This is a genomic window from Mesorhizobium sp. M0062 (genome assembly GCF_040323125.1).
GTDB lineage: Bacteria > Pseudomonadota > Alphaproteobacteria > Rhizobiales > Rhizobiaceae > Mesorhizobium.
This window is the reverse complement of record NZ_JAMYUO010000042.1, coordinates 1-15,581: the sequence shown is the minus strand read 5'-3', so window position 1 is coordinate 15,581 and position 15,581 is coordinate 1. Positions and strand designations below refer to the sequence as shown.

Here is a 15,581-nt window from a genome sequence, read left to right as displayed (position 1 = left end):
CTTGCGATCCATTCCAACCGCAAGCAATATCGCCGTCATGTCAGCGATCAAAACAGAATCGCAGGTAACGACTTGAACATTGCTCAGACGATTTTGGACGATCTCAAAAAAATGTTCGGGATCAATTACATGAAGCGGGGCGACCTGGCGTTGATCTCGCACGAGGAAAAGAGGGATATTGCCACGGTCTTCGACCTGAACGAGCACAGGGTCAAGGAGGCCGTTCTGCGCAGAGTGCTTTTTCTGTTTTTGGTCGCATCGGTTGCGATGTATGTTGGGATGTATTTCGACGGCAAGGCACACGGCATTACCCAAACGGCGCGCATTCTGATCGCGTCGATAAGCGCAGTCGCTTTGGTATTTTTATACCTGGATGTTTTTGTTCCCGTCGTCCTGCTTGCCGCCTGCGCGTCACTCCTCGCAATCTGCTGGATGGACTACCAGGCGTTCGTTGCAGCCGCTTCGTTTTCCGCTTTGTACGCGCTATATTTTTTTGCGAGGCTCAGAGCCCGATAGCGAAATAACCACAGGGATTATTCGCCATGCGCGCTCTTCTGCTCTCGCTTGCCCTTGCCGGCCTCTGCCAGGTCGCCCATGCCGACGGAATATCCAGCGTCTACACCGACCTCGACTCGCAAAAGGATTGCGTCACCTATGCGCAGGCCGAGGAAGGTGACGGCGACTGGGCCGAACTCGCCTGCTCCGGCTATCGCGGCTATCCCGTGCTGATCGCCTATGACGATGAGCGTGAATCGCTGTTCTACGGGTTTCCGCCCGGCGGCGAGATGACCTCGGTCTGGGAGAGCTTTTCCGGCTTCAACTCGTCCGGCGCCAGGGTCGAATGGCGCATCGAGACCAAGGGCGACGTTGCCGTTCCCTTTGCCGTCATCCACCGCCGCTCGATCAGCAATCCCGAGGACGAGAACAAGCCGACCGAAGTGCTGCTCGTCGCCAAGGTCGCCCAGATGGAAGCCCGCGACGGCTGCACCATCGGCCTCGTGCTCGCCACCGGCAACCCTCAGGCCAACGACCAGGCGCGCAAGCTGGCGGACGAAAAGGCGAAGAGTTTCGCCTGTGGCAAGGACAAGCACACCGTCATCGGCAACGTCCCGGCTTTTGGCAGGGTGGATAACTAGCCACGTGGGTGCAAGGCACCCCTCTCTGCCCTGCCGGGCATCTCCCCCTCAAGGGGGGAGATTGGCAGCTTCGCTGGCGGCGCTTTTCTTTCGGCGCTGAAAATTGACGAAAGCCGTTGCGACATCCGATCTCCCCCCTTGAGGGGGAGATGGCCGGCAGGCCAGGGGGGGTGCCTCGCGCTGGCGTTTGCCGCTTACTTGAACGAGACGCAGGCCTCTCTCGGCGCTACTTCGCCGCCTTCGCCCGTGCGATCGCGTCGACGATCATCTTCTTGGCGTATTTGGAATCGTGCCAGCCTTCGATCTTGACCCATTTGCCGGGCTCGAGATCCTTGTAGTGCTCGAAAAAGTGCTGGACCTGGTCGCGGGTGATCTCGGGCAGCTGCGTGTATTCGGTGACGTTTTCGTAGCGCAGCGTCAGCTTCGGCGACGGCACGGCAATGACCTTCTCGTCCTGGCCGGCATTGTCTTCCATCACCAGCACGCCGATCGGCCGCACATTGATGACGCATCCCGGCACCAAGGCGCGCGTGTTGCAGACCAGAACGTCGATCGGGTCGCCGTCGCCCGAGAGCGTGTGCGGCACGAAACCGTAATTGCCGGGGTAGCGCATCGAGGTGTGCAGGAAACGGTCGACGAACAGCGTGCCGGCCTCCTTGTCCATCTCGTACTTGATCGGCTCGCCGCCGATCGGCACCTCGATGATGACGTTGATGTCCTCGGGCGGGTTCTTTCCGATGGCAATGGCTTCGATTCGCATGGCTTAAATCCCTCTCTCGATGTCCAAGATCGATAGCGGGCGGCGCGGCATGGTGCAATGCGGCGATTGGTGCGAAGCGCTAACGGAAGCGCACGGTTTATGATGATTTGTAACCGAGGCCGGTCATTCCCAGACGAAGGCGACCTTCTTGAGCGCCCTCTGCTCGAAAATCTCGACGCCTTCGGCGACGTCACGGCCACCCGCGCCGGCATAGAAGGAAAGTGCGTTCTGGTTGTCTTCCAGCGCCCACACCACCATTCCCTTCAGCCCGTGGTCGGCAAGCCGCGCCCGCGCCGCCTTGAACAGCCGGCTGCCGAGCCCGATGCCTTGATATTCCGGACGCAGGTAAAGTTCGTAGATTTCGCCCTGTTGCTTCAGCTCGCGGGCGCGGTTCTTGCCGATCGTGGCATAGCCGGCGATGGTGCCGCCGATCTCGACCACCAGAACGGTGGCGGCGCGGCGGATGGCGTTGGCCCACCAGTCGGCGCCGCGGCGGTTGATCATCGAGGTCAGCGAGCGATGCGGGATGATGCCGGAATAGGCGCCCTCCCAAGCCTGCTGGTGCACGTCCGCAATGGCGCCAGCGTCGCGCGGTTCGGCTTTCCTGATGTCGATGCTCAGCGTATTCATGATTTGTTAACCATAAACCCGCATCGGCCATTTGCAAGAGTCGAGGTCAGCCCGCCGACCGCTTTCTCACAGCCGATCGCGACACTGCTGACAATGGGCAAAGCCTGCCTGGAAAACGCACCCAGCCGGCGCGGTCAGGCGTCCGTCCGGGTAGCGCGTGCTGGCTTTTCAGATCTCGACGAGATGATCGTCCAGTTCATTGGCATCGCCCGACGTCACCGGGAAATGCTCGGCCAGCACCGCGCCGACCTGCCCGATCGCCTTGACGAAGCCGTCGGCGAGCCGGTCGTCACCGGCATGCTGCAGGAGATCGCGCACCACGCCGTCCCAGACATGCTGGCCGACCTTGCTGTCGATGCCCGAATCGGCGACCACTTCGGCATAACGCTCGGCGATCGACACGAAGACCAACACGCCGGTGCGCGCCGTGGTGCGGTGGACATTGCGGGCGAGGAACTGCCTGAGCGCATTGTGATGTGCCGCCTGATAACGCTGCCGGCGCGGCACCAGATGGATGCGCAAGCCGGGCAGCGCCCACAAAAGCACCAACACCGAGGCCAGTGCCAGCAGTTGGACAATGACGAAATGCGGCAGCCGGATGGACAGCCACCAGGCTTCCAGCCCATAAGCGACGGCGAGGCTGGCAATCAGCATGCCTGATGTCGCCATGAAGGCGGCGGGAAAGAAATAGCCGTCGCTGGCATGCGCAACGACGCAGTAGATCTCGCCGTCGGTTTTGGCCTCGGCCGCGCGGATCGCGGTGGCGATGCGCTCATGGTCCTGTGGGCTGATCGGTCGTGTTGCCATCTTCTCTCACCAGCTCCCTGAAGACCCGCCACCGCCAGACGAACCGCCGCCGCCTGAAAACCCGCCGCCGCTGCTTGAGCCCGAAGACCAGCTGCTGCCCGACGACGAACTTGTTGTCCAGCTGCTGGAGCCCGAGGACGATCCGCTCGGCCCCTGGCCGTAGCGAAAGGTCATGCCCAGCCATTTATACACGCCCGGCGACAGCTTGGTGCCGAAGATCGGCGGCAGGAAGGCCATCGCCAGGCCGCCGAAGAACATCGCCGCCCACAGGATCAGGAAGACCGCGACGACGGGATCGATGGGCGTGCTGCGGTCGGCCGGGTTGCGCTTGCCGCGCGCCTCCAGTTCTTCCGGGTTGCCTTCCAGCACCATGACCATGTCGTCGACGGCCTTGGAAATGCCGCCGGAGAAATCACCGGCGCGGAACGCCGGCACCATGTCGTTTTCGATGATCAGTTTGGTGTGCAGGTCGGTCAGCGTGCCTTCCAGCCCGTAGCCGACCTCGATGCGCATCTTGTGGTCGTTCTTGGCCACCAGCAGAAGCACGCCGTTGTTTTCGCCGGCCTGGCCGAGTTTCCAAAAGCGGAACAGCCGGTTGGCGTAGGGTTCGATCTCCTCGCCGTCGAGGCTGTTGATCGTGGCGACGACGATCTGGTCGGAGCCTTTGGTCTCGAAATCCGCGAGCTTCTGCGTCAGTGCCGCCTTGGTCGCGGCGTCGATAATACCGGCATTGTCGACCACCCGCCCGGTGAGTGCCGGCAGGTCTGCCGCCAAGGCTACAAACAGCATGGTGAGCATCGTCAACAGGGCGATGCCGATCGTCGCGGCTGCGCGGCCAGGTCTTGGCGGATTGAAGACGCGTACTGTCATGCCGTCACCAGTTCCCCTCAACCACCATGACTGTCCTCAATCACCATGATCATGTCGTCGACCGCTTTGGAAATACCGCCGGAGAAATCCCCGGCGCGGAAGGCCGGCACCATGCCTTCAATGATCCGTGTGGCGTGCTGGTTGGTGAGCGTGGCTTCCAGCCCGTAGCCGACCTCGATGCGCATCTTGCGGTCGTTCACGGCCACCAGCAGAAGCACGCCATTGTTCTTGGCCTTCTGGCCGAGCTTCCAAGCGTTGAACAGCCGGGTGGCGTAAGGCTCGATCTCCTCGCCGTCGAGGCTGGGAACCGTCGCGACGACGATCTGGTCGGAGCCTTTGGTCTCGAAATCGGCCAGTCTTTGGGTGAGCGCCGCCTCGGTCGCGGCATCGATGATGTCGGCATTGTCTACCACGCGTCCCGCGAGGGCGGGCAGCTCCGCTGCCAGCGCCGCGACGCTGACGAGCAAGACCAGCAAGGCAGCGCCGGTCATCGTGGCGAAGCGGCCATGCCAGGGATTGGCGATGCGTGTGGTCATCTCTTCACCAGCTTCCCGAGGAGCCACCGCCGCCGGACGAACCGCCGCCGCCGGAAAAGCCGCCACCACCGCTTGAACCCGACGACCAGCCGCCCCCGCCCGAAGACCAGCCGCCGCTGGATGACCGCTTGTGCGGCTCGAATGTCATGCCGAGCCAGCGATAGCGGCCGGGACCGAGTTTTTGGCCGAAGATCGGCGGCAGGATGGAGGCGGCCATGCTGCCGAAGAAGATGATTGCCCAGATGCTGATGAAGACGGCGAAGAACAGATTGTCGGTATTGATGGGCGGCTTCTGGTTGCGCTCGCCGCGCGCCTCCAATTCCTCCGGATTGCCTTCCAGCACCATCACCATGTCGTCGACGGCCTTGGAAATGCCCCCGGAGAAATCGCCGGCGCGGAACGCCGGCACCATGTCGTTTTCGATGATCAGCTTGGTGTGCAAATCGGTCAGCGTGCCTTCCAGCCCATAGCCGACCTCGATGCGCATCTTGCGGTCGTTCGGCGCCACCAGCAGCAGCACGCCGTTGTTTTCCTTGGCCTGGCCGAGCTTCCAGAAGCGGAACAGCCGGTTGGCGTAAGGCTCAATCTCCTCGCCGTCGAGGCTGGGGATGGTTGCGACGACGATCTGGTCGGAGCCTCTGGTCTCGAAGTCGGCGAGTTTCTGGGTGAGCGCGGCTTTGGTGCCTGCATCGATGATCCCGGCATTGTCGACGACGCGGCCGGTCAGCGCGGGGAGGTCGGCGGCGAAGGCGGTGAGGGGCAGGAAGACGGCCAGAAAGGCGAGAAGAACACCAAGGTTGGCGTTCCTTCGCGTCCCCCTCTGTCCTGCCGGACATCTCCCCCTCGAGGGGGGAGATTGGCAATCTCGCTGCCGACGCTCAGCCGGCAACGCTGATAATTGGCGCAAGGACAGAAGACACCTGATCTCCCCCCTTGAGGGGTCCGGCAGGACAGAGGGGGGTGTGAAGGAACGCAAGGCTGGCAAAGGCCAAGCTCACCCAGACGTCATCACCCGCCCTGCTTCGTGCCGAAATCGACCTTCGGCGGCTGCATCTTGTCTTCTTCGACGGTGAAGTTGGCGAAGGGCTCGTTGCTGCGGAACCAGAAGGTTGCCCATAGCACCGACGGAAAGGTCCTCAGCGTCAGATTGTAATCCTTGACCGCCAGGATGTAGTCGCGCCGCGCCACGGCGATACGGTTCTCGGTGCCTTCGAGTTGCGCCTGCAGCGCCAGGAAATTCTGGTTGGCCTTGAGGTCGGGATAGGCCTCCGACACCGCGATCAGCCGCGACAGCGCGCTGGTCAGCCCTGATTGCGCATCCTGGAACTTCTTGAGCGCTTCGGGGTCCTTCAGCGTTTCCGGCGTCACCGTGATCTGCGTCGCCTTGGCGCGCGCTTCGACCACCGCATCGAGCGTGTCCTTTTCATGCGAGGCATAGCCCTTCACCGTCTCGACCAGATTGGGAATGAGGTCGGACCGACGCTGATACTGGTTCAGCACCTCGCTCCATGCCGCCTTGGCGTTTTCCTCCGCCGTCGGGATGGTGTTGAAGCCGCAGCCGGCGAGCAGAGGCAGCACCACGGCCATCATCAGCACGGCCGGCAGACTGCGGAAAGGGAAGGCAAGGCGCTGGGCAAACATGGTGAGGTCCCTCGACAGAAGTTGCATGGAAGCATTAGCACAATCCGCGCTCAAGAAAATGTCTGCCGCTGGCGCGCATTCCTGGCGCGCATTCATGCGCCGGCGAGGCCCTGTGATTGATCGCGCGAACACGATATGGTTGCCGGCAAACAGGACAGGATCATGGCGGAACGCCGCGACGATGACAGCGAATCGCGCCGCATTATCGAGCGCGTGGCGAACGAGGGCGGCCTTGGCGGCGCATCGCTGGTGTCACGGGCAGCGAAAGGCGCCCGCGATCATGTTACCGCAGCCGAGGCCGACCGATCCGATCCGATCGAGGTCTGGGGCACCCGCATCGGCCGCACACTTGGGCTCATCGTCGCCCTCGGCCTTTTGATCTGGCTCGTGTACTACGTCTCCCGGGCAGCTAGAGCATGATCCTGAAAAGTGGGAACCGGTTTTCTCGGACAAGCGGGAACCGTTTTGTCCGGAGATCATGCTCCAACCAAAGAGATAGATCAGGATGACGATTCAACGAAAAATTATCCGTATCTAGGATTTTCCATGAACAGCGAAAAAGCCGACGCGCCGCGCGCGGTCATCGTCATTTCCAGCCATGTCGCCCGCGGCTCGGTCGGTAACCGCGCCGCCGTGTTTGCGCTGGAGACGCTGGGCTTTCCGGTGTGGGCGGTACCGACGGTCATCCTGCCCTGGCATCCGGGCCATGGCCGCGCCACGCGCATCGTGCCGCCGCTCGACCAGTTCAAGGCGCTGATGGCCGATCTCGAGCGCGCGCCCTGGCTGGGCGAGGTGGGCGCGGTGCTGTCGGGCTATCTCGGCGAGGCCGGCCAGGCCGAGGCCGTCGCCTCGCTGGTTGCGGCGGTCAAGGCCAAGACGCCGGACGCGATCTATATATGCGATCCGGTGATGGGCGATTCCGGCGGGCTCTATGTGCCCGAGCCGACGGCCGCCGCGATGCGCGACCGGCTGATGCCGATCGCCGACATCGCCACCCCCAACCGCTATGAGCTGGAGTGGATGGCCGGCGCGCCTTTGCCCGATCTGAAATCGGTGATCTCGGCCGCCCTCCATGCCGGACCGTCAACAATGCTGGTGACGTCGGCACAGTCGATGATGACCGGCGGCACCGGCAATCTGCTGCTTGACGGCACCCAGGCGCTGCTGGCCGAACACCGCCTCATCGACAAGCCGCCGAATGGCCTCGGCGACCTGACTGCGGCCGTCTACCTCGCCCGCATCCTGTCGGGGCAGCCGCCGATCAAGGCGCTGCAATCAACCACCGCCGCCGTCTACGAAATCCTGGCGCGAACCGCCAAGCGTGGCGGCGACGAGTTGCAGCTTGAAACCGATGCCCAGAGCCTGTCGCATCCGATGGCGATGGTGCAGCTGCGCCACCTCACGCATCCGGGGCGTGACCGCCGGGCGTGACCTCGACCGTGGTCGTCGGCGTTGACGGCTGCAAGGCCGGCTGGATCGCCGTCCGCCGCGATCTGGATGCCGCGCCGTCAGTCCGCGTCTTTCCCAGCTTTGCGGCCCTGCTCGACGCCTTGCCCGCCGATGCGACAGTGACCGTCGACATGCCGATCGGCCTGCCGGACGTCTCGCAAAGAGGCGGGCGCGGGCCGGAGACCTTGGTACGGCCAATGCTCGGAGCACGGCAATCCAGCGTCTTCTCTATCCCGTCCCGCGCGGCCCTCTACGCCGACATCAGCGACTTCACCACGGTCGAGGCCTGGTATGAGGCGCATCGGCGCGCCAGCGAGGTGGCCAGGGCGACCTCCGATCCGCCACGCGGCGTCTCGATCCAGGCCTTCGGCATCTTTGCCAAGATCCGCGAGATCGACGCGCTGCTGATTATGCGTCCGGAACTGCGCCGCCGCGTCTTCGAATCGCACCCCGAAGTGGCCTTCTGCCGGCTGAACGGCGAAAAACCGATGACGCTGCCGAAGAAGATCAAGGGCGCAGTCAATCCTGCCGGGATGGAAGAGCGCAAGGCACTGCTCTGCCGGCACGGCTATACCAGAGCTTTCCTTGACCAGCTGCCGCCACGCGGTGCTGCCGCCGACGATTTCCTCGACGCCGCAGCGATGATGCTGATTGCCGGACGCATTGCCGGCGGCGAGGCAAAGCCGTTTCCCGACCCGCCGCTTGCCGACCGTTTGGGCATTCCCCTGGCGATCTGGGCGTGAGGCAAGCGGCGAGCCATGCGTGCGGCATGGCGATTTGCGACGAAGCCATCCGCAATTCGGCATTGCCCGCGACGGGCATTTGCCGTTAGAGCCTTTCTAACTTGAAATGAGCTGCCGTCGCTAACCCCGAAAGGCTTCATCCCTAGCCCATGCCCCATCTCCCCGAACATCTTTGGACCGGCTACCGCAACTTCATGAATGGCCGCTATCTCACCGAGAGCGGACGCTATCGCGAGCTCGCCCGCGAAGGGCAGGCGCCCGAAACCATGATCGTTGCCTGCTGCGATTCCCGCTCTGCCCCCGAGGCGATCTTCGACGCCGGTCCGGGCGAACTGTTCGTCCTGCGCAATGTCGGCAATCTGGTGCCGCCCTATGCGCCGGACGGCGAGTTCCACTCGACCTCGGCCGCGCTCGAATTCGCCGTGCAGAGCCTGAAGGTGAAAAACATCGTAGTGATGGGCCATGGCCGCTGCGGCGGCATCCGCGCCGCGCTCGACACCAATTCGGCGCCGCTGTCGCCCGGCGACTTCATCGGCAAATGGATGAGCCTGATCGCGCCGGCGGCCGAAACCGTTTCGTCCAGCACGTTCATGACGACAACCGAACGGCAGACGGCGCTGGAGCGGATTTCCATCCGCTATTCGATCGCCAATCTCAGGACTTTCCCTTGCGTCTCCATCCTCGAAGGCAAGGGGCGGCTGTCGCTGCATGGCGCCTGGTTCGACATCTCTACAGGCGAGCTCTGGGTGATGAACAAGGACACTGGCGACTTCGAGCGGCCGGATTTGACGTAGACCCATGATCCCGAAAAGTGGGAACCGGTTTTCGGATAAGGGCATGGTCAAATAAGAGGAGGGAAGAATGCGGGTTTGGCGTGCGATCGCTTTCGCCGTAGCGGCACTGCTGATTTCGCTCGTCCCTGCCCGCTCCGATGACGGCGCCATTATCGACCGCTGGTATTCGGCGCTGCTGGTCGCCGATCGCACCGAATTGTCGGACCTGCTCGCCGACGATGTCCGCATCAAGCTCGACGATCTCGGCGTCGTGCAGTCGAAGCAGGAGTTCATCGCGTCGATCGACGAATGGAAGGGCGCGGTCGCCGGCGCCGCAATCCGGCATCGCGTCGAAAAGAGCGAGGCCGGCGTCACCACTGTCATCGCCTGCTATGATTTCCCCAACAATGACATGCTGATGCAGGAAACGTTCGCCGTCACCGGCAACCGCATCACCGCCAGTTCGCAAGCGGCGATCGCGGAAAATTGCGACGGCTTCTGACGCGGGCTTGAACGGCCGCGCTGTTGCGCCGCGCCAGTCATCGCCCTACATCGGTCAGCAAGCTCCGCCAATCATCGAAAGATCCCCCATGCCGTCCACGAAAACCGTCGATCTCGCCGCCCATCCGCTGACCAAATGGCAAGGGCCGCTCGGCCTGCCGGATTTTGCCAGCATCGGCGACGACGATTTCTCCTCGGTGTTCGACGCGGCGCTGAAGGCACATGAGGCCGAAATCGACGCGATCGCCGGCAACAAGGATGCGCCGACCATCGAGAATACGCTGGCAGCCCTCGAGCTCGCCGGTGAGCCGCTCGACCATGTCTCGTCGATCTTCTGGTGCCGGGCCGGCGCCCACACCAACGATGCGATCCAGGCGCTGGAGCGTGAGATCTCGCCGAAGATGTCGCGGCATTTCTCGGCGATCTCGATGAACGAGAAACTGTTTGCCCGCATCGACGACCTCTACCAGCGCCGGGAGACGCTAAAACTCGACGTCGAGACGCTGCGGGTGCTGGAGAAGACCTGGAAAGGCTTTGTGCGATCGGGCGCAAAACTCAACGCCGACGGCAAGAAGCGGCTGGCCAACATCAGCGAGGAGCTGTCCTCGCTCGGCACGACCTTCGGCCAGAACGTGCTGGCCGACGAGCGCGACTGGGCGCTTTTCCTCGACGAGGCTGATCTTGCGGGCCTGCCGGACTTCGTGAAGAGTTCGATGGCCGAAGCCGCTGAGACGCGCGGCCAGAAGGGCCGCTACGCCGTCACCTTGTCGCGCTCGATCTATGAGCCGTTCACGACCTTTTCTGAACGCCGCGATCTGCGCGAGACCGCTTTCCGCGCCTTCACCATGCGCGGCCAGAATGGCGGCGCCAGCGACAACACCGCAGTGGTGCGCGACATGCTGAAATTGCGCGCCGAAAAGGCCAGGCTGCTCGGCTATGCCTCGTTCGCCGCGCTGAAGCTCGACGACACCATGGCCAAGACGCCGAAGGCGGTGCACGACCTCCTCGACCCGGTCTGGGAGAAAGCGCTGGAGAAGGCCGCCGCCGACCAGAAGGAGCTGGAGCGGCTGGCGACCAAGGCAGGCAGCAACGAAAAATTCGCCGCCTGGGACTGGCGCTTCTACCAGGAGAAATTGCGCGCCGAAAAATTCGACTTCGACGAGGCGGAACTGAAACCCTATCTGCAACTCGACCGGGTCATCGACGCCTGCTTCGACGTCGCCACAAAACTGTTCGGCATCACTTTCGAGGAGAAGAAGGGCATCGCCGCCTGGCATCCCGACGCGCGCGTCTTCGTGGTGAAGAACGCCGATGGCAGCGAGCGCGGCCTGTTCCTCGCCGACTATTTCGCCCGATCCTCGAAGCGTTCTGGCGCCTGGATGAGCGCGCTGAAGTCTGGCTACAAGCTTGGGGATGGCTCAAAGCCGGTGATCTACAACATCATGAACTTCGCCAAGCCGCCGGCGGGGGAAGCGGCGCTGCTGTCGGTCGATGAGGCCAAGACCCTGTTCCACGAATTCGGCCATGCTTTGCACGGCATGCTGACCGACGTCACCTGGCCGTCGGTGGCGGGCACCTCGGTTTCCCGCGATTTCGTCGAACTGCCTTCGCAGCTCTACGAGCACTGGCTAACGGTGCCCGCAGTGCTGGAAAAGCATGCGCTGCATGTTAAGACCGGCAAGCCGATGCCGAAGTCGCTGCTCAAACAGATGCTGGCCGCCCGCACGTTCGGCGCCGGTTTCGCCACGGTCGAGTTCACAGCGTCGGCGCTGATCGACATGGCGTATCACGCGCGGCCGGATGCGCCGGCGGAACCGCTGCGTTTCGAAGCCGAAACGCTGGAAAAGCTTGATATGCCCGACACCATCGCCATGCGTCATCGCACCCCGCATTTCGGCCATATCTTCTCCGGCGACGGTTATTCAGCCGGCTACTATTCCTACATGTGGTCGGAAGTGCTCGACGCCGACGCCTTCGCCGCCTTCGAGGAGACTGGCGATCCCTTCAACCCGGCGCTGGCGGAACGGCTGCGGAAGAATATCTATGCCGCCGGCGGGTCGAAGGATCCGGAGGAGCTGTACACGGCGTTCCGCGGCAAGATGCCTTCGCCGGAAGCGATGATGGTGAAGCGGGGATTGCTATAGTGCCGCCTTGTCTCCCCCCTCGAGGGGGAGATGGCCGCAAAGCGGCCAGAGGGGGTCGGTCCGACTGGGCTCGACCTCCTGCGGCAGATGAAGGTCGGCGCTTCACGCGCGAGGACCCCCTCTGTCGCCTTTGGCGACATCTCCCTCTCAAGCGGGGAGATCACCAGCGCCAAGGGTCAGCCACCCGTGGCCACACCGGCCGCGTCAGCTTCTTGTAATCCGTCACCGCCGGATTGCTCGGATACGAACTCGGCGCCGAGACATAAATAATCTCCGCCGCGATCGGTTCAAAGCCGGCGTAGAAATGGTTGGTCGACTTGATCAGCAATATGTCCTTCGACAACGGATCGACGCCGATGTTGGAGAAAATATCCGGCTCGAAGGTCTGCGTGCGGTTGGTGTTGAGGATGATGTCGATTTCGGTGCCTTCGAGCCGCACCAGCGCCGTCGGCCCGAGCGTCACCCGGCTTGGCCCGAAGCTCTGCCAGCCCTCGGGGACGGCTTTCAACACCTTGACGCGCGCATCGATCGGTTCGCCGGCCAGCGGCCCGGCCTTGCCGCCGAAGCGCAGGTCGATGACGGCGCCTTCGCCTGCCGCCTGGCAAAATGTGACGGCGATCGGGTCCCAGATCGTCGCCACGCCAAAATTGTCAACGCCCTGTTCCAACATGGCGCGCAGCACAACGGTACCGTCGCCGGCGACGCCACCGCCGGGATTATCCCAGATGTCGGCAATCACAACCGGCTTGCCGGGGTTTCCCTTGCGCACGGCCAGTGCCCGCGCGATGCCATCCTCGGTGTTCAGCATCGTCATCGCCGTCCTTTCGCGTATGGCGTAAAGCTCGCGCCCGAGCCTCTCCGCCAGCGCATCGCCCTTGGCCTTGTCATTGTCGGTCACGACCAGGATGCGCGTGCCCATTTCCGGCACGTCCGCCGCCATGAAGCCGTGGATGACCGAGACCGACAGCACGCCGTCCTTGCCGTGCAGCGCCTTGATGCGGTCGACGAAGGAGCGCATCGGCTCGCGGCTGGTCGGCAGCACCTGGATCATGCGGCAGTCGAAGGTCGAGATCACCGGCTTGATCTCGTCGCGCGCCGCCGCCAATCCAAGCTCGACGACATGTTCGCCGCGCTCATAGAAGTCGGTGTGCGGGAATTCGAGGAAATAGGCCATGACATTGCATGCCGCCACGCGCTTCGGCGTCAGGTGGCTGTGCGGGTCGAGCTCGACCGCGACCACCACATCCGGCCCGACGATTGCGCGAACCCGTTCCAGCAGATCGCCTTCGCAATCGTCATAGCCTTGCGCCACCATGGCGCCGTGCAGGCCGAGGATGACGGCGTCGACCGGCAAGGCTGCCTTCAACTGGCCGAGAATCTCGTCGCGCAACGCCTCATAGGTCTGCCGCTGCACCAGCCCTCCCGGCTCTGCCCAGGTGGCGGTGCCTTCGACGACGGTCAGCCCTTCGGCAGCCGCGCGCCGGCGCAAGGCGACCATCGGCGAGGAGCACAAGGTCGGTGTGTCAGGATGCTTGCCCGGCCCGGCATAGAACGCCATCTCGAACGACGCCCGGTCGGTTGGCACCGGCGAGAAGGTGTTGGTTTCGGTCGCCAGCGAGGCGGTGAAGATGCGCATGAAAGCTCCGTTGTGAATGGCGCCGTTATTTGACCGCCCCGAGCGCCAGCCCGCGGACGAGGTAGCGCTGCAGCCAGATGAACAGGATCGCCACCGGCAGCGTCGCCAGCAGCGTCGCCGCCATCACATGGTGCCATTCGATCGTGTAGCGGCCGGCGACCAGCGAGAACACCTGGATCGGCAGCGTGTAACTTTCCTGGCTGCGCAGCATTGTGAGCGCGACGACGAACTCATTCCATGCGTTGATGAAGGTGAAGATGGCGGTGACCGCGATTGCCGGCAGGCAAAGCGGCAGAAACACTTTTCGCAAGGTCAGCCATCGGCCGGCGCCTTCCATCCACGCTGCTTCCTCGAGATCGCGCGGGATGGTGTCGAAATACCTTTGCAGCATCCACACGGTGAAGGCGACGTTGAAAGCCATGTAGATGACGCCGAGCGCGGTCGTCGATTCGATCAGACCCCAGGCCGCCATCAGCCGGAACAGGCCGAGCACCAGCACGATCGGCGAGATCATCTGCGAGATCAGCAGGAACTGGCGGAAGGCGCCGTAGCCGGCAAAGCGAAACCGCGACATGGCATAGGCGGCCGGCACAGAGATCAGGATGGCGCCGACGGTGGCGATAACAGAGACATAGAGCGAATTGGCCAGCGCCTGGCCAAAGCCGGTCGCCACCCACATGTCGGCAAAATTCGACCAGTGGAATTCGCTTGGCCACCAGGTCGGCGACAGCACCTCCTGCCGCGGCTTGACCGCGGTCAAAAACATCACCGCGAAGGGGAAGATCGTCACCACGAGCAGCGGCGAAAGCAGCAGCCAGGCGGTGATCGTGCGCTTCAGCTTGGGCGTCATGCGCGTTGCTCCCGCATGGCGAGGCGCACATAGATCATGGTGAAGATCAAAAGGATGGCGAACATCAGCAGCGACACTGCCGATGCTTCCCCCAGTTTGCCGATGCGGAAGGCCAGCTTGTAGAGATGGGTGACCAATATGTCGGTCGAGTTGGCCGGCCCGCCCTGCGTCATCACCCAGATGATCGGGAAGGAATTGAAGACGTAGATGGTGTTGAGCACGATGGCGATGTTGATGAACGGCTTCAGCAGCGGAAAGGTGATCTCGCGAAACTGCTGCAGTGGCGTCGCCCCCTCCAGGGCCGCCGCCTCGTAGAGGTCGTCGGGGATCGACGACAGGCCGCCGAGGAAGATGGTCGTGGTGAACGGTACCGTCACCAATATGCCGATCAGCACCTGCATCGGGAATGCCGTCTCGGCGCGCGCCAGCCACTGGATGTTCTCATGGATCAGGCCAAGCCCGATCAGCGCCGAGTTCAGCATCCCGCTTTCGCCGTTGAGCGCCCAGCGCCAGACCACCGCCGTCATCGTCAGCGACACCGCCCAGGGCAGCATGATGATGACGCGGGCAATGCCGCGGCCGTAGAAATCGGTGTTGAGGATCATCGCCACGGGGACGGACAACAGCAGCGCGCCGCCGACCACCAGCACGGTCCACAGGCCGGTGCGCCAGAGTGCCGCCAGGAAATCGGGATCGGCGAGGAAGGCGGAATAATTGGCGAAATCGTTGAAGTCGCGCAGCTGCCCAAAACGGCTGACATCATGCGTCGATATCTGGATCAGGTCCCAGACCGGCCAGAAGATGACGACCGCGGCCAGAAACAGGCTGGGCAAGGTCAATAAATAGGGCAGGTAACGATTTTGCATCGGCCGGATTCGTACCGTGTTGGACATAAGTGGCGCTGGCGCGCCAGCTCGGATCAATCTCGCATATCGGTCTAAGGCAGCGCTTCAGGGTTTGAATCTCCTGCGGACGTTTGCGCTGCCCCTCACCTGCCTGCCCATCCTCCGCAACGGTTGCGGAAGGGAGCCCTTCCTCTCCCCCGTCGATCGGGGGAGAGGTGTCGAGCGAAGCTAGCAGGAGTTGGGGTGCACCGAATGGATTT

General features: G+C 63.2%; 17 protein-coding genes and 1 pseudogene. 8 read left to right on the top strand and 10 right to left on the bottom strand.

The genetic code is table 11. The features are described from left to right. Nucleotides 1–72 precede the first annotated feature (72 nt). Complete coding sequence (locus NKJ64_RS29480; protein WP_023681428.1) at nucleotides 73–516, top strand: hypothetical protein; 444 nt, start codon at nucleotides 73–75, stop codon at nucleotides 514–516. A 26-nt stretch (nucleotides 517–542) separates the two neighbouring features. Further along, nucleotides 543–1,136, top strand: a complete 594-nt coding sequence (locus NKJ64_RS29475) for a hypothetical protein (RefSeq protein WP_352463764.1) — start codon at nucleotides 543–545, stop codon at nucleotides 1,134–1,136. A 226-nt stretch (nucleotides 1,137–1,362) separates the two neighbouring features. Here NKJ64_RS29475 and ppa read toward each other — a convergent pair whose 3' ends face one another. The 7 genes and pseudogenes from ppa to NKJ64_RS29440 all read right to left on the bottom strand — a co-directional run bounded on the left by ppa (nucleotide 1,363) and on the right by NKJ64_RS29440 (nucleotide 6,380). Beyond that, a complete protein-coding gene (gene ppa, locus NKJ64_RS29470) occupies nucleotides 1,363–1,896 on the bottom strand; it encodes an inorganic diphosphatase (RefSeq protein ID WP_023668623.1) in 534 nt (177 codons plus the stop codon). Between the two features lie 123 nt (nucleotides 1,897–2,019). Beyond that, a complete protein-coding gene (locus tag NKJ64_RS29465) occupies nucleotides 2,020–2,526 on the bottom strand; it encodes a GNAT family N-acetyltransferase (RefSeq protein WP_023668622.1) in 507 nt (168 codons plus the stop codon). 168 nt (nucleotides 2,527–2,694) lie between these two features. Then, on the bottom strand, nucleotides 2,695–3,333 hold the full coding sequence (locus NKJ64_RS29460) for a TPM domain-containing protein (RefSeq protein WP_023668621.1): 639 nt from the start codon (nucleotides 3,331–3,333) through the stop codon (nucleotides 2,695–2,697). 6 nt (nucleotides 3,334–3,339) lie between these two features. After that, entirely contained in the window at nucleotides 3,340–4,203 is an 864-nt protein-coding gene (locus NKJ64_RS29455) for a TPM domain-containing protein (protein ID WP_023827113.1), read from the bottom strand. Between the two features lie 35 nt (nucleotides 4,204–4,238). Next, nucleotides 4,239–4,694 (bottom strand): annotated as a pseudogene (locus NKJ64_RS29450) (TPM domain-containing protein); the annotation flags it as partial. A gap of 49 nt (nucleotides 4,695–4,743) precedes the next feature. Next, the gene (locus tag NKJ64_RS29445; protein WP_352463770.1) at nucleotides 4,744–5,514 is read right to left on the bottom strand and encodes a TPM domain-containing protein; all 771 of its coding nucleotides are present in this window, start codon (nucleotides 5,512–5,514) and stop codon (nucleotides 4,744–4,746) included. Nucleotides 5,515–5,747: 233 nt separating this feature from the next. After that, nucleotides 5,748–6,380, bottom strand: a complete 633-nt coding sequence (locus NKJ64_RS29440; RefSeq protein ID WP_023681434.1) for a LemA family protein — start codon at nucleotides 6,378–6,380, stop codon at nucleotides 5,748–5,750. Between the two features lie 162 nt (nucleotides 6,381–6,542). Between NKJ64_RS29440 and NKJ64_RS29435 the strand changes: the two genes are divergently transcribed. The 6 genes from NKJ64_RS29435 (at nucleotide 6,543) to NKJ64_RS29410 (ending at nucleotide 11,990) form a co-directional block, all read left to right on the top strand. Then, on the top strand, nucleotides 6,543–6,800 hold the full coding sequence (locus tag NKJ64_RS29435) for a hypothetical protein (protein WP_352463763.1): 258 nt from the start codon (nucleotides 6,543–6,545) through the stop codon (nucleotides 6,798–6,800). Nucleotides 6,801–6,926: 126 nt separating this feature from the next. Beyond that, nucleotides 6,927–7,811, top strand: a complete 885-nt coding sequence (gene pdxY, locus NKJ64_RS29430) for a pyridoxal kinase PdxY (protein ID WP_023668615.1) — start codon at nucleotides 6,927–6,929, stop codon at nucleotides 7,809–7,811. Next, nucleotides 7,808–8,572, top strand: a complete 765-nt coding sequence (locus NKJ64_RS29425) for a DUF429 domain-containing protein (RefSeq protein ID WP_352463762.1) — start codon at nucleotides 7,808–7,810, stop codon at nucleotides 8,570–8,572. The genes pdxY and NKJ64_RS29425 overlap by 4 nt, the downstream gene beginning before the upstream one ends. 149 nt (nucleotides 8,573–8,721) lie before the next feature. Then, entirely contained in the window at nucleotides 8,722–9,366 is a 645-nt protein-coding gene (locus tag NKJ64_RS29420) for a carbonic anhydrase (protein WP_023668613.1), read from the top strand. A gap of 67 nt (nucleotides 9,367–9,433) precedes the next feature. Further along, complete coding sequence (locus NKJ64_RS29415) at nucleotides 9,434–9,847, top strand: hypothetical protein (RefSeq protein ID WP_023668612.1); 414 nt, start codon at nucleotides 9,434–9,436, stop codon at nucleotides 9,845–9,847. A gap of 88 nt (nucleotides 9,848–9,935) precedes the next feature. Then, nucleotides 9,936–11,990, top strand: a complete 2,055-nt coding sequence (locus NKJ64_RS29410; RefSeq protein ID WP_352463761.1) for a M3 family metallopeptidase — start codon at nucleotides 9,936–9,938, stop codon at nucleotides 11,988–11,990. A 160-nt stretch (nucleotides 11,991–12,150) separates the two neighbouring features. On the opposite strand, the gene NKJ64_RS29405 is transcribed toward NKJ64_RS29410, so the two are convergent. The 3 genes from NKJ64_RS29405 to NKJ64_RS29395 are packed head-to-tail and all read right to left on the bottom strand — an operon-like array spanning nucleotide 12,151 to nucleotide 15,342. Then, nucleotides 12,151–13,626, bottom strand: coding sequence for a M81 family metallopeptidase (locus NKJ64_RS29405; protein ID WP_352463760.1), 1,476 nt, complete (start codon nucleotides 13,624–13,626; stop codon nucleotides 12,151–12,153). A 25-nt stretch (nucleotides 13,627–13,651) separates the two neighbouring features. Further along, the gene (locus NKJ64_RS29400) at nucleotides 13,652–14,476 is read right to left on the bottom strand and encodes a carbohydrate ABC transporter permease (RefSeq protein WP_352463759.1); all 825 of its coding nucleotides are present in this window, start codon (nucleotides 14,474–14,476) and stop codon (nucleotides 13,652–13,654) included. Then, nucleotides 14,473–15,342, bottom strand: coding sequence for a carbohydrate ABC transporter permease (locus tag NKJ64_RS29395; RefSeq protein WP_023726098.1), 870 nt, complete (start codon nucleotides 15,340–15,342; stop codon nucleotides 14,473–14,475). Before NKJ64_RS29395 ends, NKJ64_RS29400 begins: the two co-directional genes overlap by 4 nt. Between the last annotated feature and the right edge of the window lie 239 nt (nucleotides 15,343–15,581).